Origin of the sequence: Microcoleus sp. Z1_A1 (genome assembly GCF_036700305.1) — a bacterium.
Classification (GTDB): Bacteria; Cyanobacteriota; Cyanobacteriia; order Cyanobacteriales; family Microcoleaceae; genus Microcoleus.
Genome location: NZ_JAUBOR010000012.1, coordinates 74,125 through 95,183, shown reverse-complemented (window position 1 = coordinate 95,183; position 21,059 = coordinate 74,125). Strand labels below are relative to the sequence as shown.

Here is a 21,059-nt window from a genome sequence, read left to right as displayed (position 1 = left end):
AGAATTTAAATGCGCGACAGCTTATAAGTTAATTTAATAAGGAAAATGATACAATTATATTTGAGGATTTTATGCTCAGGTAACTTACCGAGATTATGGAAAAATGCTTTGGGAGTGATGGAGAATAATCATAGAAACACACAAAATAATTAAATAAAGTAATCAATAAAAAGGGCGAAAGTAATATACTTGTCGCCCCCTTCGCCTGATTTATCATAAACCTGAAAAATTAGGATCAAAATTTAAAAAATTTTTCAGTTTTATTCAAAAAAAAACATCAATAATTAGGAAATGCGATCGAGTTTGCATTTCGTCAACTTTCTCAGCAAGATATTTGGAACTGGTTTACACACTGGTGTTATTGTACTTCATCTATCTGAAAAAGGTTATACGGGAATCGCTTGTGTCTGTGCAGACTTACTAGCGGGAAGTGAGCAATTCAGTCTAGCCAAATGTGGAAATCCCGTCAGGGAAAAACGCCAAAAGCCAAACTGTGAAGTTTGGAAGCCCACGCCATAACTGTAATCAGTTTGGCGTTGGGATGATGTTACTGCTTTTCCTTAGTCGATCGAGATTGACTGAGGCCCGCTGCTTTTACCGTTGGTGGGTTCGGCTGGGGGAGTAGTGTAGGAAGTTGAACCAGCTTGCTCGTCGATCCAGCTTTTAACGGGATCTTCGTGAAGGTTGAGTCGAAGCAGGCCAGATAAAAATCCGCCCGCGAAGGCGATCGGCTGTTCGATCAATTCTTTCGCCATTGGGATGAGTTCGTCGATGAACATTCAAGAGTCTCCTTGTGTTGCAGGGGTTCTACCTTAACTGTATCGTTTGTACTGCGATGCTGGCAGCAGGCTACCAAAAACCTTGTTGTCAGCGCTGAAGATGGGCGATCCTCTTCGTTGGCGTAGCCCCCGTAGGGGCGGGCTTCGCTAACGGGCAATTTTTCGGCTAATGACTTACAATGCTAATCAAATTGCTGCAAAAATTTTATGTGCCGTTTGCTTGGCTACCTCGGGGAGCCGATTTTACTCGATGCTATTCTGTACAAGCCGGAACATTCCCTAATTGTGCAGAGTTACGATCCCCGCGAAATGACTTCTGGCCTACTCAATGCTGACGGTTTTGGTATTGGTTGGTATCACCCGCACCTAGATACTGACCCGTTTACTTATAAAAATGTACAGCCAATTTGGAGCGACATTAACCTTCCGAGTATCAGTCGATTCGTTGAATCTGGATGCGCGATCGGATATGTTCGCAGTGCAACTTCAGGACAAGCTGTAGATTTGAGCAACTGTCAGCCGTTTCAGAACGATCGCCTGCTGTTCGTACACAACGGCTTCGTGAAGAATTTTCGGCAAACTCTTTACAGACCAATTCGCGATCGGCTCAGCGATACGCTGTATCAATCAATTAACGGTACTACAGATTCTGAGCATATCTTCGGCTTGTTTGTCAATGAATTGACAGCCGGAAATCTGACCGTACAAGCAGCTTTGCAAAAGTCGCTGAAAACTTTGGCAGAGCTAGCAAACTTTCACCAAGTAGAATTTTCAGCTAATATAATTATCAGCGACGGACACCAGCTCGTTGCCTCTCGCTTTGCTTCCCAAAAAACCCCTCCTTCCCTCTATTGGCTGCGGGACGATTTAAATTTCCCGAATTCTGTCATCATTGCTTCTGAACCTTTATTTGCTGGCAATTGGCACTCGTGCCCAGTCCAGAGCATTATCAGTACCGGAGTAGAGCGTGATCTCGAAATCTATCCAATCTTGTAGAGAGGCAATTTATCGCGATTTGCAGCAGTGTCGCCGCGGCACTTTCAAGCTATTTGCCGACATCGACTACGATACTTTTTGTCGTCAAGCTCATCCTGATTTCAGTCCAGTTGGCTGGCACTTAGGTCACATTGCTTATACTGAGGATTTGTGGCTGTTGCAGCGGTGTGCTGGCTTGGAACCGGTCTTTCCTCAGTATCACCAACTGTTTGCTGCTGATATTTTGCCGAAAAAACAACGGGTTTTTCTGCCCGCGTTACCTGAAGTTGAATTATATCTGGACGCGGTGAGAAAAAAGGTGTTAGATTATTTGGAAGTCGCGCCGATCGACGAGCAAGAACGTCTGTGGCGGTTTATTATTCAGCACGAAAGCCAGCACTGCGAAACAGTTGCTTTCGTGTTGCAAATGCACAGGAAGAAGGAAGAAAGGCACGACACGGATTTGGACAGGGATACACGGATTAATTCTCTACAACAGAGAGGAATAAAGCAGCCGAAATTCCCAATTCCCAATGCCCAATTCCCAATTACCGATTCGGCGATTGAAATTCCGGGCGGGGAATTTTACATGGGAAGCGATGCTGCTGAGGCTTTGGATAATGAGCGATCGCGCCACCTATGTTATTTAGAAGCATACTCGATCGATCGCTATCCCGTCACTTGCCGTGAATACCGAGATTTCATGGAATCCGGCGGCTATCAAAACCCTGATTGGTGGTCAGCGGACGGCTGGAAATGGCTGCAAGTCGAAGCCGTCTCTCAACCGCTTTACTGGTCAGAAAATCCAGCTTTCAACAACCATCCAGTCTGCGGCGTGAGTTGGTACGAAGCCGAAGCTTACTGCAACTTTATCGGCAAGCGTTTACCATCGGAAGCCGAATGGGAAAAAGCTGCGAGTTGGGACGCCACAAATCAAACATATCGCATCTATCCTTGGGGAGAAGAACCGCCAAACGGCAGCCTGTGCAATCACGGCAATAATATTGCCAATACTTCGCCAGTTGATGCCTTTCCCAAAGGAGCAAGTGCGGCAGGCTGCTATGATATGTTGGGCAATGTTTGGGAGTGGACTGCTTCAACCTTTGACGCCTATCCGGGATTTGAAAGTTATCCTTATAGGGGATATTCTCAAGTTTATTTTGATGGAGAACACCGGGTTTTGAAAGGGGGGAGTTGGGCGACTTTTCCGCAGGCTCTGCGATCGACCTTTCGGAATTGGTATTATCCGGGCGTGCGGCAAATTATTGCTGGTTTTCGCTGCGCTAAGTAGTTTGCTAGGTAATTATAATTACCATCAAGTTTGTTCGTATTAAGGAATTTAGTCAGCGGATTTTTCAAATCAACAAATTCCTTAATACTTGCCTTAGAAAGCTTATTTGACGAACATCAGATAAAGGGCTGGAGAGGGAATTGGGGACAAAATTTGTTTGCAAAATTCCCAACATTTTTCCATGTGACAAGCTCAAATAAAACAAGTTTGGTTAAGTATTCAATAATTTTTGTGGATAAATTTTAAGTTTTAATTGTGGATGCGAGATCCATCGGGTGAGACAATACAGAACGGAGAGTCACCTGAAAAATCTGACTTGATCGCGATATTTGGCAACGCGACTGCGTGCTATACCCATGTGTGCATCTAAAAATTACTTTATGAAATCCCCAAGACTGTCCGACACAACCAACTCAGCCTCAACAAAAGAAAACCGGCTGCACTTAGAGCGACTGGTGAGCGCTGCGGCACCGACACCCGCAGAAATCAATGCTGGCAGCGATGCAGTTAGCGGGTTGACTCAAACCCCCAAATCCCTGCCTCCAAAGTATTTCTACGACGATCGCGGCTCGAACCTGTTTGAGTTGATTTGCCAGTTGCCGGAATACTACTTGACACGCACTGAGACGGCTATTTTGCAGGGGTGCGCGGGGGCGATCGCCAATTTAACGGGCCCCTGCGAAATCGTCGAACTCGGCAGTGGCAGTTCCACCAAAACTCGGATTCTCCTTGATGCTTACAGTCAACTGGAATATCCCCTGCACTATTTGCCGATCGACATCAGTCCTACTATCCTAGAAAGCAGCGCTTGTCAACTGTTGGCAGATTATCCGTCGCTCCAGATTCACGGACTTGTCAGCACTTACGAATTAGCCTTAGCTAAAATTGCACCGTCGCCGTTGCCAACCCGAATGATTTGCTTTCTCGGCAGTACCCTCGGCAATCTCAACGCTCAAGAATGCGATTTATTCTTCTCGCAAATTGTCGGTGCATTGCAGCCGGGAGAGTATTTTTTGCTGGGAATTGACTTGGACAAATCTAAGGATATTTTAGAGCCTGCCTACGATGACAGTCAAGGAGTAACGGCAGCATTTAACTTGAATATGCTGCGACATTTAAATCGAAAATATCAGGGAAATTTTGATTTAGCACAGTTCGAGCATTGGGCTTTTTACAATCAAGAGGAATGTCAAATTGAAATGCACTTGAAAAGTAAAAAAGCGCAAACAGTGCACTTGCGTTCTCTCAATTTAACGGTTGAATTTGCAGCGGGAGAAACTATCCGCAGCGAAATATCGCGCAAGTTCAATCTCACTACTGTAAAAAAAGAACTGTCGCAGCGTGGTTTAATGCCGGTGCAAGTTTGGACAGATCCAAATCAGTGGTTTGGCTTGATGCTTTGTCAAATTTCTGATGTTAATAAATGAGTTCTTCAGATATTACGCACAGTCAGGACACGGCACTGCCCTGTCCCTGCAAATCGGGCGATGGCGTCGGGTTCTCGCCCGTGCTACGACGTTTTGGGGTAGGGACACGGCACTGCCGTCTCCTCAATTTCTGTGTTGTCGATGGTTCTGAATTCAGGATATCCTCTTAGGAATGAGAATTAAATAACTTCCACAATAACAATTAAAATTGTAAGTTATTTAATTCGCGATCCTTAGCAATTACTAATTACCAATTAACAAATCGGCCGCTGTCCGGGTTTGACGGCGTGAATGTACTCACTGCCCGAGGTTGGCCATCCCCGCTTATAATAAGCTTCCTCCGGCTTCCCCCAGCCCAACTGCAACAAAATTTCTAGAAAATCCAACTTTTCCCACTTGGAGAGATTGGCCCATTCTGTGCGCTGGGCTATAGCTTCTACATCAACCGGCTCGATCGATCGAAAATCCTTCCCGCTGTTAATGCTTAAATACAAATCCATCCCCGCAGTTACCTGCTGCCAGAATTCCAACATAGCAATCTTAGCTGCCTTCAACGTAATCAAATCAACCGGTAGAGCTATTAATTCGTCATCCACTGCCGGATAGCGTAGAGTATTGCCTTTAACCGCCATTTCCCGCCAGACAATCCCAGAAACTTGATGTTCCCGCTGGTATTCGTGCACAGCCGCCTTAAAATTTTGATAAGCAGTGAACTTCTGAACACCCTCAGACTTGAGAAAGCGGTCAATCACGGGGTTGCCTGTAGCAGGAGTTTCAGTCAAGTTGAGACGCCGCCCATACAAGCAGGCTTGGCGCTCTTCTTCGAGGATTTTAATGAGTTCCGCCGTGCTGTAGACCTTGGACATCTTTATTGAGGCAAAATCAAGATATTGGCTGATATTCGGCTGGTTTTCTCGACTAATCTTCGGTAAAGATAGTTTGGCTGTTCTGGGCAATATTCAGTTTTGCCGTTATTCTAACTTTTCTTGCTGCTTAATTGTAGTTTGATAGTTTACAGGAGTCGATCCGCGAAATCCCGACAGCCTCTTAAAAAAAGCAGTTAGGAATGAGAATTAAATAACTTCCACAAGTTTGTGGGATGGGCGTCCCGCCCGTCATGAGTGGACGGGCGGGACGCCCATCCCACAATAACAGTTAAAATTGTAAGTTATTTAATTCGCGCTCCTTAAGAGGGTACGAATCACGAACTAGACTGGGAACCGCACCGCCGACGTACCTCGCGGGATTTTTCGCCAAAAACAAAGCCCCCTCGAAGGAGGGGGCAAAACTGATGCCAGAGGTTTGGGAGTTTTATTCGATGGGTCGATCGAACAACCCGAAAAAAAAGCAGCATTCGCACCTGCCGTCAACTACCAAAACTCAAATTTTCCTTGTCAAAGTTTAGTAGCGTCCGCGTGCAGGGCGATCGTTGTCGCCCCAGCCGCCGCCGCCCGAAGGGCGTCTGTTGTTGTTGTTCTCGCGAGGTTTGGCTTTGTTGACTTTCAAGTCGCGGCCCATCCACTCAGCACCGTCTAAAGCTGCGATGGCTGCTGCTTCTTCTGCCTCGCTTGCCATTTCCACAAAAGCAAAACCCCGCATCCTGCCTGTTTCCCGGTCCACTGGCACTTGGACGCGGCTTACAGTACCGTACTCGGCAAATACTTCGTTGAGGTCGTCTGATGTTACCTCATATGAAAGATTACCCACGTAAATCGACATAAAATCTCCAGAATCATTAGGGTGCAGAGACTTAGATTCGGAGAGACGCTTGTAAATAAACACCAACAAACTACGCAACCGAATTTAATTCTTGGAAAACCACTATAACATGAAGCCAGCAGAATCAGCAATTGGCTGGCATAATTTTCAATTTTGGGTGCCGTCGGGCAATCGCCAACAGAAAGTATTCGTGATAACTGACATCTTACACTCTTGGCCTCATCCACTTGGTTTCTTGCTGCGCGATCGACCTGATATCTGAGATTTTTAGTCCCTGTTACCAGGTTGATTGGGTCTGATTGAGAACAGCGCCTGAGATTCAGTTATAACTGACAAAGTTCATCGACTACTTTAGACATTGACTTGAATATTCGGTTAGTGAAAAAACCTGACGGTCAATTGAGTACATTTAGACCGCAGGCTTCTTTTTCCTTTGTTTCAAAGGCTTTTTATAGTGAGGTAGTTCCACCCCCACTTGCTAATATACTATCAGATTATTTCCAGATTATCAAGGGATATAGCGCTACTTTCTGGGCAGTGCGATCGTCTTAAGCGCCGATCGACGTGCGGTGACTTGTACTGTCTTATTTTTGAGTGAGGTACGACGCTAATTCTGGAATTTCACCGGCGCGCTGCCACTCGGCTTCCCCGCGCCGCACTTTGGTTCGGGCTGTGATTTCCTGAACTTCCCATAATTGCAATTTGGTATAGGGCCCTTTGGCTTCACCGCTGCGAAAGACGTACCATTGAGCAACTTCAGGAGTTGGCTGGGTCGATCGTCTTACTGACTTCATCCGATTCATTCCAGTTGTGGTTTTGAGCTGATTTAGCTCTTGTTCTACCGGATTGGGAGGCGCTGAGTTAGAATTGGGCGATCGCTTTTTCTTAGCTTCCGGCTTACCTCTAGCAATTTCTACTTCGCGCGGCCACCCCCAGAAATGCCACACCGCCACCCACACTAGCGCCACGGCAGATCCTAAAATATCTTCTTGTGTTTCTGACCATTCTTTCGACTCTCCAAACAGCAGAAAACCGATCGCACCGAGTACGATCGCTATGAGGTTTAGGTAAATTAGGTTGGTAGTGTCGTTAGCTGCTAAGTGCCAACTGGTTGTGTGCCGAACAAAAGATTGGCTGGTTGCTGTTTTGTTGTGTTTCCAGGCTTTTCGGGATTGAAGGCGACTGTAACCAGGAGAGTCAGCGGGCCACCAAGTCGCGGCCCAATTAACTAGATGCGCTGACCAATACTGCAAAGCTGCATATCCCACTATCCCGCTTAGCAGTACGCAAATAACTAACAGAAAGGTTGTCAGCGGCAGTAGCTGTATTGGCACGATTTCTGCCGTCGCAACAGTTAGCAGAAAAAACGGAGTACCAGTTAATACTGGAACTAAAAAAAGTTCAAGTATCTTTAGAAGGTATGCATAGAAAATCCCTAAGAATTTAAGAATAATTTTAAGCAGTTTTGCAAAGCGGAAGTGATACAGGTAAGCAGAGGCGATCGCACTTCCTAGAATTACAGCAACGAGGGCGCCCGAAAAGCTTCTGATCGGCAGCATAAAAAAGGCAGTCGGCGGAATTCCCATCAAAATCGCAGCAGGTAGCGTCAGAAATGCGATAATACCTTCCCTCCAGTGGTGCCAAGCTGATACAGTCGGCGGTTGCTGATTGTGTCGGCGAATTTCCACCCACTCTGCAAGCTTGGTTAACCCCCAGTGATAGAAAGCAAATAACCAGATTTGGCAAAACCAAGCAAGTACGATCGGGAATTCCCAGTCAGAGTTCCTGATGGTGTACCAGTACGTCCTGCTAAATCCGTAGGAATAGTAGTAAGCATTGGGCCACAGTAAAGAAACAATCAGCCAAAAGCTAATGCTTAAGGCAAACCCTCTGGCGCACGATCTAGGATCGGGGAGGAATTTCGGCCAATTATTCATGGTTGGGATAATTTGACGGGATATCAATATTGTCCCATTGCGCCGATCGTTCTGGGCTGTGCGATCTTAAGCGCCGATCGCTTGAGACCGATCGCCCGATCTGGGACTATTTAAATTAAGTTGCTGCAATTTACCAACTTTAGAATAAAGATAACTGTGCTTCTCTGAGTTCCTTGTCCATCAAAAAATCATCTATTCTACTAGCGACAATCTGACAGTAATCAGCCCTAATTTCAAATCCAATAACTTGTCGCTGCAAACCCCGATCCACAATTGCTGTAGTCTCGGAACCCATAAACGGATCTAAAACAATGTCGTTTAAATTCGATGCCGACTTGATGATGCGATCGACAACAGCAACAGGAAATTTAGCGGGGTGAGGCGTACGTTCTTTTGAAGCTCGGTTTTTCCCCGACGTAACTTTTGGGAACTGCCAAACATCCGTCGGATTTTTGCCTTTTAAGTTTACTTTAATCTTGCCGTTCTTTTTCTGATTCGGATATTTCACATTTGGGTCGCGCACTTCATCCAAATTAAATGTATACTTGTCTTGATTTTTCACATACCAGAGAAACTTTTCATTGCGGGGTGAAAAGAACTTGCAGCCCGCAACTCCCGCGCCTTAGTTCCAGACAACTTTTTGAATCAGATAAATTAGGCAATTAGGAGCTTGGAAGTACGGTTTACCTAAAATATTCGCGATCTCAGTCAAGCTCATGAAATATTGGGGAGAGATTTTGTTGACAAGATGCAATAATTATAGTAAGTGACTTGAGAAATATTGTCAAACTCATCTGGATTGGCCGATCGCCCTGCCGGATACAAAAGGTTACAATCACAAATAGATTCTATTTCCATAACATTACTGTTTATAGATTGAACTGCTCAGTGACAAATAACAACACCTCAACTCAATCCTTTCAATTTGACTCAATTGACAGCGCCCTCGTAGACCTCAAAGCAGGTCGCCCCCTGGTAGTAGTCGATGACGAAAATCGCGAAAACGAAGGCGATGTGATATGTGCCGCCCAATTCGCCACCCCCGACAACATCAATTTTATGGCCGTGAACGCGCGGGGTTTGATTTGTCTGGCATTGAGCGGCGAAAGGCTCGATCGCCTGGAACTGCCCCTCATGGTCAGCAAAAACACTGACAACAACCAAACTGCCTTCACCGTCAGCATCGATGCAGTCAACGGCGTCAGTACCGGTATCTCCGCCGAAGACCGGGCACGCACCATCCAAGTCGCCATCCACCCGGACACCAAACCTCAAGACTTGCGCCGTCCCGGTCACATTTTCCCCCTGCGGGCGATCGACGGTGGCGTCCTCAAACGCGCCGGTCACACCGAGGCCTCGGTTGACCTCGCCAGACTCGCTGGCTTGTATCCCAGCGGCGTCATCTGCGAAATTCAAAACCCCGACGGTTCGATGGCGAGATTGCCCGAATTAATCGAGTACGCCAAAACCCACAACCTTAAAATAATCAGTATTGCTGACTTAATTAGCTACCGACTCAAGCACGATCGATTCGTCCGCCGCGAAACCGTCGCCAAATTGCCCACTCAATTCGGCGAGTTTATGATTTACGCCTACCGCGACACCCAAGACAACTCAGAACACGTTGCTATTGTCAAGGGCGACCCGGCAGAATTTAAAGACAAACCCGTGATGGTGCGGGTGCATTCCGAATGCCTGACCGGCGATGCTTTGGGTTCCCTGCGCTGCGACTGCCGGATGCAACTGCAAGCGGCACTGAAAATGATCGAAAATGTCGGTTCTGGCGTCATAGTTTACTTGCGCCAAGAAGGTAGGGGCATTGGATTGGTAAATAAACTAAAAGCTTACTCGCTGCAAGATTTGGGATTCGATACAGTCGAAGCCAACGAACGGTTAGGATTTCCCGCCGACTTGCGGAACTACGGCGTCGGAGCACAAATGCTCAACGATTTGGGAGTTCAAAAAATTCGCTTGATTACCAACAACCCGCGCAAAATTGCAGGGTTGAAAGGTTACGGGATTGAAGTAGCCGATCGCGTCCCCTTACTAATTGAAGCCACAGATTACAACTCGATCTATCTGGCAACAAAAGCCGAAAAACTCGGTCATATGCTACTGCAAACTTATTTAGTAACAGTGGCGATTCAGTGGAACGAAAAAGCAGAAGGAAAAGAGGAAGATTCTGCCATTCAAAATCGGTACGAACACCTCGAAAAACTGCGGCATTTGGCGGCTAACCAGCACTTGCTGCTGCAAGAAGAAGCGCGGCCGGTGGGCATAGCCCTGTTCGGAGAAGGCTCTCTCATCGTTCACCTGGGCTTCGATCAAGCCGGACTCGCAGCCCCCGACTGGTACTCGGAGGTAAACCATCCTTACGTCAAGGCGATCGGCCAAATTCTGGGTGAAATCAGCAATGAGCCGAATTTGCAAACATTAGAATTCATGGTTTCCTCCGGTGCAGATCCGCTCAAAACCCTGCAAGTCCAGCTCGATCGCGAGACATTCGTTTTGCCGGAATTAACCGGAATTTGCGATCGGCTCGAACCTCAAAAAATCTACAGTTTTGCTCCTCTTCCCTGAAGGCAGAAGGTAGAAGCCAACCCCCCCCTACCCAGGGCAGTTTCATTCTCTTGTAGGGGCAATCCCCCTGTGGTTGCCCCGATATCTGAAACCCCGACCCGCTCGTCTATGGTGGGGCGGGCACTCTTGGCACCGCCCCTACAAAAGCCTGATTTTCCGTAGGGGCAATCCGACCCCTACTCCCCGTGGTTGCCCCGAAACAGCCTTGCCCCTACCCCAGCAGGGGGGAAGGCTGAAGCCAAGAAAAACTGTCAATTTCAGAACAATACTTGTTGATATCAGCATCTTCCTTTCGTCAGAAAGCAGCCACCAATAAAAACAGTGAATAACAATGTTGATTGCCGTCTAATATTATGTCCGGTCGATTACCAGAAATCAGGTAGGGGCGGGTAAACCTGCCAATATCGGCCCATAATTGACCATCTCAAAAACCCGCCCGGCCGAGATATTATGGTCAATGTTGATTGCCGTCTAATATTATGTCCGGTCGATTACCAGAAATCAGGTAGGGGCGGGTAAACCTGCCAATATCGGCCCATAATTGACCATCTCAAAAACCCGCCCGACCGAGATATTATGGTCAAGCGATCGGACATGATATAACAAGTCGATGCAGCGAGCACTTGAGAGAGCATCGTCGATGGAAATTTATATTATTAAGCAGTATTAATAATTAATAAATTATTCAACTTAACTTTTAGTTAATGTTACATTTTTTAGACATTAATGGTGTACTTATTCCTGACAGAAGACATGAAACATCGAGCTTGCCAACAGACAGAATGAAATTCAATTCAGATTGCCTTAATCACTTTGAGAATGTCCTTCGTTCCTATCTATCATGCGCGAGTAGTAATTTCATCATCCGGGCGTGAAATATTCCCCTTCGAGGTAATACCTCCATTATTTTCACCAGATATCGCTATCCGTATTATCGGATTCACCCCTTTTCTCAACCCCAAAAATATTCACCAACACAAATATTTACGACACCAGGAAGTTCTTGAGTATCTTCGAGAAAACCAAGCACAAAACTCACCTTGGGTAGCCATTGACAATATTCCAGAACACTATCCGCCAGATGCACCAGTTGTGGCTATTGATGATTACAATGGTTTTGACCAGAACTCAGCAAAGGTACTTTCAGAATATCTAACTTAATTTCAAAGGTTAGGAAAAAAGTATCGGAATAGAGAGGGTGAATTTGACATGGAAATGAACGTTGGTGACTTTTTGCACCGACTCGATCTCAGGGGACAAGCACTTAAAGGCACCAACCTTGGCGGTGCGGAACTCCGGGGAGCCAACCTCCGAGGCACGGATCTCCGAGAAACTAACCTCAGCGGCGCTATGCTCAGGTATGCAGACCTGATTGAAGCCGATCTCACAGGCGCTAATCTCAGCGGGGCGGATTTATCTGAATCATTTCTTAATTTAGCTAACCTCACTAGAGCTGATTTGACTGGTGCTGTCCTCCGAGAAGCTAATCTCGTAGGAGCCGAATTCACGGGCGCCAACCTCAAACAAGCAAGTTTGATCAAGGCTAATTTAGTAGGAGCAAATCTCCACGAAGCCAACTTAACCAGAGCCAACCTCAGTGGGGCGGATTTACGCGGTTCTCAGTTGAGCGGCGCCATTTTAGACAAGGCCGTATACAACAACCGGACTATCTTTCCCGATGATATTGATCCGGGTGCAATGGGAGCATTTTTGCTAGCTCCCAATGCTTCGCTCCCTGGCTTAAATCTGGCTATGGTAGATTTGACCGAAGCGGATTTAAAAGGAGCCGATTTGCGGCGGACAAACTTATACAAAGCTATTTTATTTGGTGCAAAACTCGATCGGGCAAACTTAGCAGGAGCCAACCTCAGCGGAGCGGACTTGAGGGAAGCTAGTTTGAGCGGCACGATTTTGGAGAAAGCTGTTTACAGCAACCAGACTTTGTTTTCAGAAGGTATCGACCCCAGTCTGGGCGGAGCTTATTTAATTGCTCCCAATGTATCGCTGCAAGGGGTAAATTTAACCGGAGCCGACTTAAACGGGTCAGATTTAAGCGGAGCTAATTTGAGCGCTTCTAACTTAACTTCGGTCAATCTCAAAAATGTAGACCTCAGCAGAGCTAGCTTAAAAAAAGCTTACCTCAAAGGTGCAAACTTGGAGGGAACTGATTTAAGAGGAGCCGATTTAAGCGGCGCAATTTTACACCAAGTAAACTTGAGTTCTGCTGACCTCCGGGGTGTAGACTTAACAAGGGCTGACCTCAGTGGCGCTAATTTAAGGGATGCCGATTTGAGGGAGACAGATTTCACCGGAGCTACTTTGCTGTTCGCGAACTTGAGCGGGGCAGACTTAAGAGGTGTAGATTTGACAAAAGCTGACCTCAGTGGCGCTAAGTTAAACGAAGCCGATCTCCGAAAAGCAGATTTGATGAGAGTAAATTTGGAGGGAGCAGATTTAACTGAGGCCGACTTGAGCGATGCTCATTTATTCCGAGTTAATCTCAGAGGTGCTAACCTGAAAGGTACTAACCTCAAAGGCGCAAGTTTAAAAGGGGTATTTTTGACCGACGCTTATTTGAGCGAAACGGATTTGACAGATCTAGATCTGAGTCCGAGTTTTTTTGAATTGCCACTAGAATCGGAATGGTAATTAGTTGACTGTTAACAATCAAAAATCTACAATCAAAACTCGCCCCGCGAAAATTGCTCGATTATTAACAATCGAAAATCTAAAATCTAAAATCTAAAATGGATCGACCGTTAGGCTCTGTTATTCAAGGTTCCCTGAGCAAGGGATTAGAAGTGCGACTGCACGCCGATGTTTCGGTGGAAGATATGAGGGTGGGGAAATTTCTAGTTGTGCGGGGGGTGCGATCGCACTTTTTCTGTATGCTCACCGACGTATCTCTGGGAACTTCTAGCGCCCGCATTTTATCGAATCCTCCCAATCCCGACGACGATTTTCTGCTCGCAGTGCTAGCAGGTAGCAGCACCTACGGTACGATCGAACTGTCGCCGATGTTGATGTTGACTGCTGAGAGAGAAAAACAGCAGGCAATTTTCGACCCGACGAAAAACGGCCCAGTTCGCGAGAATAAGCTGGCGTTAGGAAATTTGGCTTCTTTTGAGTCACAAACGGGCGCGGATATTGAGTTGCTGCCGGTCAAAACTATTCCCAGCCACTTTTCGCAGGTGTTTGATGCCAAAGAAAGTGATTTTCGGGCAGTTTTTGGCTGGGAAGATGACCCGTATCGCCGCAATTTTGCGATCGGCAAACCGATTGACATGGACGTTGCTGTGTGCTTGGATTTAGATCGATTTGTGGAACGCAGCAACGGCGTTTTTGGGAAGTCGGGAACGGGAAAATCTTTTCTGACGCGCTTGCTATTGTCGGGAATTATTCGCAAGCAAGCTGCTGTTAATTTAATTTTTGATATGCACTCGGAGTACGGGTGGGAAGCTGTTTCGGAAGGGAAACAGTTCAGCACTGTTAAAGGTTTGCGGCAGTTATTTCCCGATAAAATGCAGATTTATACCCTCGATCCAGAATCGACAAAACGCCGGGGAGTCCGCGACGCTCAAGAGTTGTTTTTGAGTTTCGATCAAATTGAAGTGGAAGATATCTCCCTCGTACAGAGAGAGTTGAATTTGTCGGAAGCTAGTATCGAAAATGCGATCATTTTGCGAAACGAGTTGGGTAGCGGTTGGATCAACAAGTTGCTGGAAATGAGCAATGAAGATATTTCAAGGTTTTGCGAAGAAAAGCGGGGAAATAAGTCTTCGATTATGGCTTTGCAGCGGAAATTAGAGCGTTTAAACGATTTGAAATACATTCGGAAACGCTGTCCCAAAAATTATGTAACTGAAGTTTTGCAGTGTTTAGATGGTGGGAAGAATGTAGTAATTGAGTTCGGTTCGCACTCGGATTTGCTGTCCTATATGTTAGCGGCAAATGTGATTACTCGCCGCATTCACGAAGCTTATGTACGCAAAGCTGAGAAGTTTTTGCAGAGTAAAAATCCGTGCGATCGCCCGCAGCCCTTGGTGATTACCATTGAGGAAGCTCACCGCTTTCTCGATCCGGCGATCGTGCGATCGACTATTTTCGGTACAATTGCCAGAGAAATGCGAAAATACTTCGTCACCCTGCTGATTGTAGACCAGCGCCCGTCAGGAATCGACGCGGAAGTCATGTCGCAAGTCGGAACACGCATCACAGCCTTGCTAAACGATGATAAAGACATCGATGCTATTTTTACCGGCGTTTCGGGAGGGCAGAGTTTGCGATCGGTTTTGGCAAAACTCGACTCCAAACAGCAAGCATTAGTTTTGGGCCACGCCGTACCGATGCCCGTAGTCGTGCAAACTCGTCCTTACGACGAGCAATTCTACAGAGAAATTGGGGATATTGACTGGCAAGAAATGCCCGATGAACAAGTATTTGCCGAGGCAGAATCTGCTAAAATGGATTTAGGATTTTAGATTGACAACTGCTAGATTCCTTACAGAACTTAGGCAAATGTTACTGTAAATTAGTCTTTGCGAACAATTGGCGATCGCTGGCAATGACAGAAATATCTGATTTTTGCCTCAGTTATAAACTAGAAATTGCGATCGAACGTCCAAAAAATTAGGCCCCAGCTTTGAGTCAGAAGCTTTTCCCCTTTCACCCCCTTACCCCTCATCCCTAACGGCCCAAAATTTGCTTAAGCTTAAACATGATGGAGATGATGGAGCCTAGGGGCACAATGAAAGTCAAACAGGGCAACAGCCAGCCTTTATACACCTTGTCGTTACTCGTAGCAGAATTTGCTTAGCATATTTAAATCAAAATGTCAATAAATATTTTAAACAGTTACTGGCATCTAATACGGCGATCGAGTTCGGTTATCTCGCATCCCACCATCTAGGCAGCGAGAAAATTTCAAGCGATGATGGAACAGAGAGCAAAACAAAGCCCTCGAATAGCATGAGTCTGTTTGCATGAGTATTGTTAAGTTGAGTTGCAGTTAAAACTAACAGGGAATTCAAAACCTTAAGGAAAAATGTAGAATCTTGACCTTAAGACAGAGGTTTTTACTCTTTACGATCCTCAAAATTGGGAATAATATTGAGAAAACTAAACTCTTGCTCCACTTCGCCTTGAACTAGCCGTTAAAGCTAGCGAACTACCGAAAATCGACGGCGATTACTGGAAATCAAGCACAAAAGCAATCCCAAACAAAAAGCTTCTACCGATCGTCACCGATAAACAAGAGGGGAAACATCCCCTTTGTCGCAGTCTTTATCCCACTTGCAAAAGTGGGACAGGGTATCACCAACTTTTTATCTGTTGTTACAAGGAGTGCAATACTCACCCATGTCCACCACAACCCCCAAAAACAAAACAGTGAAAGCCGATCGCATGGGCAGCCGGCCATACTCCTCAACGGATACGGTTCGTACCTATCTGCACGAGATCGGTCGCGTACCCCTGCTAACCCGAGAAGAAGAAATTGTTTTCGGGAAGCAGGTGCAGCAAATGATGAAATTAATCGAAGCAAAACAAGCACTTGCTAAAGAATGGCAGCGGGATCTGACAGATCAAGAGTGGGCCGCCGAAATGGAGTTGACCGAACCTGAACTTAGCCGCATCTTACACATAGGGCGGCGGGCCAAGCAAAAGATGATTGAAGCGAATTTGCGGCTAGTAGTGGCGATCGCCAAAAAATACCAGAAACGCAATATGGAATTCTTGGATTTAATTCAAGAAGGCACCCTTGGTTTAGAACGAGGAGTCGAAAAATTTGACCCGATGCGGGGATACAAATTTTCCACATACGCCTACTGGTGGATTCGGCAAGCAATTACTCGCGCGATCGCCCAACACGCCCGCACAATTCGATTGCCAATTCACATCACCGAAAAACTCAACAAAATCAAAAAAGTGCAGCGGGAACTCACCCAGCAGTTGGGCCGGTCTCCCTCCCCTGGGGAAATTGCCGCGGCCTTGGAACTGCACCCTTCCCAAATTCGGGAATATCTGCTGATGGCAAGACATCCAGTTTCTTTGGACTTGCGGGTAGGAGACAACCAAGATACCGAACTGCAAGAACTCTTAGAAGACGAAACTGCATCTCCAGACAACTACATTACCTCGGAATTGCTGCGGCAAGACCTCGATACTTTGATATCAGAACTTACCCCCCAGCAGCGAGATGTAATAATTCTGCGCTTCGGTTTGGAAGACGGCACTGAAATGTCACTGGCGAAAGTCGGAGAACGGTTAAATCTCAGCCGGGAACGGGTGAGGCAGCTAGAACATCAAGCCCTTGCCCACCTGCGCCGCCGCCAATCTCAAGTCCGAGAATACTTGGCTAGTTAGTCACTAAAAAAGTTGAGATTTCTCAAAATCTCAACTTTTTTTTTCGTGTTGGCCCTGCTGGGAAGGATAATTTTATACCAGTTAAAAAAGAATGGACTGTAGGCCGGTGCTCCAAACCCTTATGGAATAGGTCACGCCAAATTATTCAATTCTTTAATATAAAATCTCAAATCTAAAATGGTATCATTTGACAATTCCCGCATCCAGGATACCCGCCACGTGATTCATCCGTCCAGAAATAAAAAACCTGTATCCGAGAAACTTGCCGAACGTATTTATCTCGCGCAAGTCAATGGTTCAATTCTAAAATCTAAAATCTAAAATCTAAAATCGCGCAATCGATTGACGGGTCGATCGCCCGATCGGGGCGGAGGCAAAATTTGTCCAAACTAATCTTAGATTTAAGTTCAGGAACCGGGCGGGCGATCGTTCATTCAAGTTAATAGCCAACATTAAGCCAAGTACCCGGTTTCTCTACAATCTTGGTGAAACTGGTACAAGAGGCGCTTGGAACCAGTTATTTTAAATTTTGGGGTCTGGAGTGGTTTTGACTTATTTGATATTGACAGGAAGTTTAGAAGCGATCGCGATCGTGCTTGCTCTGTTGCCCGGTAACTTGAGCATCGCATTACCCGCAGGCCGATCGCACAACTCGGAGATCAAATCCGGCGTTTTAAGCTCGCAATCTCCCCCAAACCCTCCCCCAGATACAGCTAGCACAGGTTTAGCAGATGGCATTTACCTCTACGGTCAGTCGAGCAAGCCAGAGGAACTTAAACAAGAATATTTTGTATTTGAAATGCGACAGAGTAAGGTGGTCGGCGCTTTTTACCTACCTCGGTCTGCTTTTTACTGTTTTTACGGCACGGGCGATCGAACTCAGTTAAATTTAACAGTAGTGGACACTTACGACGGCAGTCGCTCTCCCTACTCGGTAAATCTGGAACAGTATTACCCAATTTCTACCATCAGCGAGAACGATCATCGCATCTTGGGTCTTTGCACGGAAGCTCACAAAGAGCAGGTGTGGGAAAAGTAGGAAACACGCGCTGCGCCACCAGTCAATCGATTTTAGATTTTAGATTTTAGATTTTAGATTTTAGATTTTAGATTTTAGAATTGAAGAAAGCAACCTCACTGATAAATCGGGCGCCCCCGAACCAAGTTGCTTTCGGTCAGGGTTCAGGAAACAGTAGTAAAATTGCTCTTGATTTGAGATTTGAGATTTGAGATTTGAGATTTGAAGAAAGCAACCCCACTGATACATCGGGGGCGCCCGGACCAAATTGCTTTCGGTCAGGCTTCAGGAAACAGTAGTAAAATTGCTCCTGAGTTGAGAATTTCTTCGGACGGACACCACACACATGGCAAAATGAAACTGCGTCGGAAAACACTATCGATAATTGGCATTACCATCGCTGGATTGACTGGCATTCTGTATGTCGCCTCCTCAAGCATCCTCTTGGGCAGCCTGATCAAAGCAGAGGAACAAGAAGCCACACAGGTTGTCAAGGGAGTGCTCAATGTGTTCGGGCAAACCGCAGATGACTTTAACTCGCGCTTTGCCGACTGGTCGTCCTGGGACGACACCTACAATTTTATCCAAAACCGCAACTCAGAATTCATTGACTCCAATTTAATTCCAGAAGGGCTGGCTAATATAAGAGTTAATATAGCCCTATTTGTCAATACTTCTGGCAAAATAGTTTACGGTACGGGTTTAGACAGCGAAAAGCTGAAATTAACGCCTGTTCCAGAAGCATTAAAACAGCGTATTTCTCTCAGCGACCCGCTGTTGCAGCACCCCAACGCCAAAAGCAGCCTCGCTGGTATCTTGCTGCTACCGTCAGGGCCAATACTGATTACTTCTCGGCCTATTCTCACGACTAAAAGCACCGGCCCGATCCGAGGTACGCTGATCTTCGGGCGCAATTTGGATGCTGCAGGCATTGCGAAGGTTTCTAAAATTACTCGCTTGCCGCTAATCGTACACAGCGTGAATGAGGCTAGGTTGCCTGCAGACTTTGAGCAAGTGCGGGAGAAACTGTCGGAAAAAAAACCGATTTTGGTGCGTCCTTTAAGCGAAGATTCGATCGCAGGTTACGCCCTGATCCGCGATATTTACAACCAACCTGCGCTGCTATTGCGGGTGGATATTCCCAGAGAAATATATCGGCAAGGTCAAATTAGTTTGCTGTACCTGCTGGTGTCTGTAGCGTTAGTGGGAATTGGGTTGATCGGCTGCACTCTGCTACTGCTAGAGCGTCTGGTGCTGTCTCGGTTGAGCGGTTTAGCGAAAGCAGTCAACCGCGTCAGCAGCAGTCAAGACCTCTCGGTGCGACTACCGGTGACGGGGGAAGACGAGTTGTCCGACCTTGCCCATACTATCAACGGAATGTTGAGTGCGATCGCGATCGCCGACAGCGAACAACTTGAGGAAAAAGCCCGCTACCGAGCCGTAGTCGAGCAAGCTACAGATTGTATATTCCTGTGGGACGCTCAAACCAAACGCCTTTTGGAAGCCAATACAGCGTTTAGAGACCTGCTAGATTACAATCTTGATGCGATTTCGCAACTAACTATTTACGATATCATCGCTTACTCTAAAGACCTAATTGACAACAATATCGAGTTACTGCTGACGGACAAACAATTCAGAATTGGCGAAGTTCTCTACCGCCGCCGAGACGGTTCCTGCGTGGATGTAGAAGTGAGCGGGAGCGTGATTTCCTACGGTGGCCGCGAGATTATTTGCACGGTTGTCCGTGACATTACCGAGCGTAAGCAAGCCGAAGCCGAACTACGAGCCTCGGAAGAACGCTACAGACTTTTGTTTAAAAATAACCCCCATCCGATGTGGGTTTACGATTTAGAAACTCAGGAATTTATAGCCGTCAATCAGGCTGCTATCCAACACTACGGCTACACTCGCGACGAATTTCTCAACATGACCGTTGCGGACATTCGTCCCCCCCAATATCTGCCGAAATTGCTAGAAAATATATCCCAAGTAGATGCCGGTATTGAGTTTGCAGGTGTGTGGCAGCACCAGAAAAAAGACGGAACAATTATTGATGTAGAAATTACTTCTTATGCTCTGGTATTTGATAGCAGAAATGCTGAATTAGTGCTGGCTCACGATGTGACCGACCGCTTGCAAGCCGAGGCAGAACTCTACAAGGCAAAGGAAGCAGCAGAAGCAGCTAATTTGGCTAAAAGTCAGTTTTTGGCTAACATGAGCCACGAACTGCGAACTCCTCTGAATGCGATTATCGGTTACAGCGAGATCCTGCAAGAAGAGGCTGTTGATTTAGGCGAAGAAAATTTTGTGTCGGATTTGGAGAGAATTCACAATTCAGGCCAGCTTTTACTTTCCTTAATTAATGATATTCTGGACTTGTCGAAGATTGAAGCTGGTCACGCCGAAATTGAATTAGAAACTTTTGACGTGTCGGAGGCAGTTCAAGATGTAGCCAAAACTGTTGCACCGCTATTTTTGCGAAACACTAATCGCCTGAATGTGGAGTGTCCTAATAATATTGGCAAATTGTATTCCGATCAAATTAAGTTTACTCAAATTTTGTTTAATTTGCTCAGTAATGCAGCTAAGTTTACTCATAAAGGAACAGTTACACTCAGCGTTGAAAGAATTAAAAATGACGAGAATAGTTGGGATTCGGAACAGTTGATTTTTAACTGTACTGATACGGGGATTGGGATTACTCCTGAACAGCTACAAAAGTTATTTCAACCTTTTACGCAAGCGGATGCTTCGACTACCCGCAAGTACGGAGGAACGGGTTTGGGTTTGGCAATAGCGCAGAAATACTCTCAGATGCTGGGGGGAGAAATTACTGTGACTAGCGAGTTTGGCAAGGGGTCAACTTTTACTCTGATGTTGCCAGCATAGCTCGATTTTAGATTTTAGATTTTAGATTTTAGATTTGGTAAAAAGTCCTGACTAGAAACAACATAAATACGGTTTGTA

General features: G+C 46.1%; 15 protein-coding genes and 1 pseudogene. 11 read left to right on the top strand and 5 right to left on the bottom strand.

From position 1 onward, the window contains the following. Nucleotides 1-560: 560 nt before the first annotated feature. Entirely contained in the window at nt 561-779 is a 219-nt protein-coding gene (locus QT973_RS10565; RefSeq protein WP_333056154.1) for a hypothetical protein, read from the bottom strand. A 207-nt stretch (nt 780-986) separates the two neighbouring features. On the opposite strand from QT973_RS10565, the gene egtC reads away from it, so the two are divergent. The 3 genes from egtC to egtD all read left to right on the top strand — a co-directional run bounded on the left by egtC (nt 987) and on the right by egtD (nt 4,472). Then, nucleotides 987-1,775, top strand: coding sequence for an ergothioneine biosynthesis protein EgtC (gene egtC, locus QT973_RS10560; protein WP_333056155.1), 789 nt, complete (start codon nt 987-989; stop codon nt 1,773-1,775). Next, nucleotides 1,747-3,045 carry an ergothioneine biosynthesis protein EgtB gene (gene egtB / locus QT973_RS10555; RefSeq protein WP_333391296.1) on the top strand — a complete coding sequence of 433 codons (1,299 nt, stop codon included), beginning with the start codon at nt 1,747-1,749 and terminating at the stop codon, nt 3,043-3,045. The genes egtC and egtB overlap by 29 nt, the downstream gene beginning before the upstream one ends. 380 nt (nt 3,046-3,425) lie before the next feature. After that, a complete protein-coding gene (egtD, locus tag QT973_RS10550; protein ID WP_333056157.1) occupies nt 3,426-4,472 on the top strand; it encodes an L-histidine N(alpha)-methyltransferase in 1,047 nt (348 codons plus the stop codon). Nucleotides 4,473-4,726: 254 nt separating this feature from the next. Here the strand turns inward: egtD and QT973_RS10545 are convergent, their stop codons facing one another. Further along, complete coding sequence (locus tag QT973_RS10545) at nt 4,727-5,338, bottom strand: hypothetical protein (RefSeq protein ID WP_333232612.1); 612 nt, start codon at nt 5,336-5,338, stop codon at nt 4,727-4,729. Nucleotides 5,339-5,873: 535 nt separating this feature from the next. After that, the gene (locus QT973_RS10540) at nt 5,874-6,191 is read right to left on the bottom strand and encodes an RNA-binding protein (protein WP_333208470.1); all 318 of its coding nucleotides are present in this window, start codon (nt 6,189-6,191) and stop codon (nt 5,874-5,876) included. Nucleotides 6,192-6,300: 109 nt separating this feature from the next. Between QT973_RS10540 and QT973_RS10535 the strand changes: the two genes are divergently transcribed. Further along, nucleotides 6,301-6,453 (top strand): hypothetical protein, encoded by a 153-nt coding sequence (locus QT973_RS10535; RefSeq protein ID WP_333056160.1) that lies wholly within the window; start codon nt 6,301-6,303, stop codon nt 6,451-6,453. A 322-nt stretch (nt 6,454-6,775) separates the two neighbouring features. Here QT973_RS10535 and QT973_RS10530 read toward each other — a convergent pair whose 3' ends face one another. Further along, on the bottom strand, nt 6,776-8,128 hold the full coding sequence (locus QT973_RS10530; protein ID WP_333056161.1) for a DUF4339 domain-containing protein: 1,353 nt from the start codon (nt 8,126-8,128) through the stop codon (nt 6,776-6,778). A 139-nt stretch (nt 8,129-8,267) separates the two neighbouring features. Further along, nucleotides 8,268-8,720, bottom strand: a pseudogene (locus QT973_RS10525) (site-specific DNA-methyltransferase); the annotation flags it as partial. 296 nt (nt 8,721-9,016) lie between these two features. On the opposite strand from QT973_RS10525, the gene ribBA reads away from it, so the two are divergent. The 7 genes from ribBA (at nt 9,017) to QT973_RS10490 (ending at nt 20,981) form a co-directional block, all read left to right on the top strand. Beyond that, nucleotides 9,017-10,708 carry a bifunctional 3,4-dihydroxy-2-butanone-4-phosphate synthase/GTP cyclohydrolase II gene (ribBA, locus tag QT973_RS10520; RefSeq protein WP_333208471.1) on the top strand — a complete coding sequence of 564 codons (1,692 nt, stop codon included), beginning with the start codon at nt 9,017-9,019 and terminating at the stop codon, nt 10,706-10,708. Nucleotides 10,709-11,527: 819 nt separating this feature from the next. Beyond that, nucleotides 11,528-11,869 carry an HAD domain-containing protein gene (locus QT973_RS10515; RefSeq protein WP_333056163.1) on the top strand — a complete coding sequence of 114 codons (342 nt, stop codon included), beginning with the start codon at nt 11,528-11,530 and terminating at the stop codon, nt 11,867-11,869. A 48-nt stretch (nt 11,870-11,917) separates the two neighbouring features. Further along, nucleotides 11,918-13,357, top strand: coding sequence for a pentapeptide repeat-containing protein (locus tag QT973_RS10510; RefSeq protein WP_333056164.1), 1,440 nt, complete (start codon nt 11,918-11,920; stop codon nt 13,355-13,357). Between the two features lie 98 nt (nt 13,358-13,455). Continuing rightward, the gene (locus QT973_RS10505; RefSeq protein ID WP_333056166.1) at nt 13,456-15,189 is read left to right on the top strand and encodes an ATP-binding protein; all 1,734 of its coding nucleotides are present in this window, start codon (nt 13,456-13,458) and stop codon (nt 15,187-15,189) included. Between the two features lie 877 nt (nt 15,190-16,066). Beyond that, nucleotides 16,067-17,071, top strand: coding sequence for an RNA polymerase sigma factor, RpoD/SigA family (locus QT973_RS10500; RefSeq protein WP_333056169.1), 1,005 nt, complete (start codon nt 16,067-16,069; stop codon nt 17,069-17,071). A 541-nt stretch (nt 17,072-17,612) separates the two neighbouring features. Further along, nucleotides 17,613-18,110, top strand: a complete 498-nt coding sequence (locus tag QT973_RS10495) for a hypothetical protein (RefSeq protein WP_333056170.1) — start codon at nt 17,613-17,615, stop codon at nt 18,108-18,110. A gap of 333 nt (nt 18,111-18,443) precedes the next feature. Beyond that, nucleotides 18,444-20,981 carry a CHASE4 domain-containing protein gene (locus QT973_RS10490; RefSeq protein WP_333391294.1) on the top strand — a complete coding sequence of 846 codons (2,538 nt, stop codon included), beginning with the start codon at nt 18,444-18,446 and terminating at the stop codon, nt 20,979-20,981. The last annotated feature ends 78 nt before the right edge of the window (nt 20,982-21,059 follow it).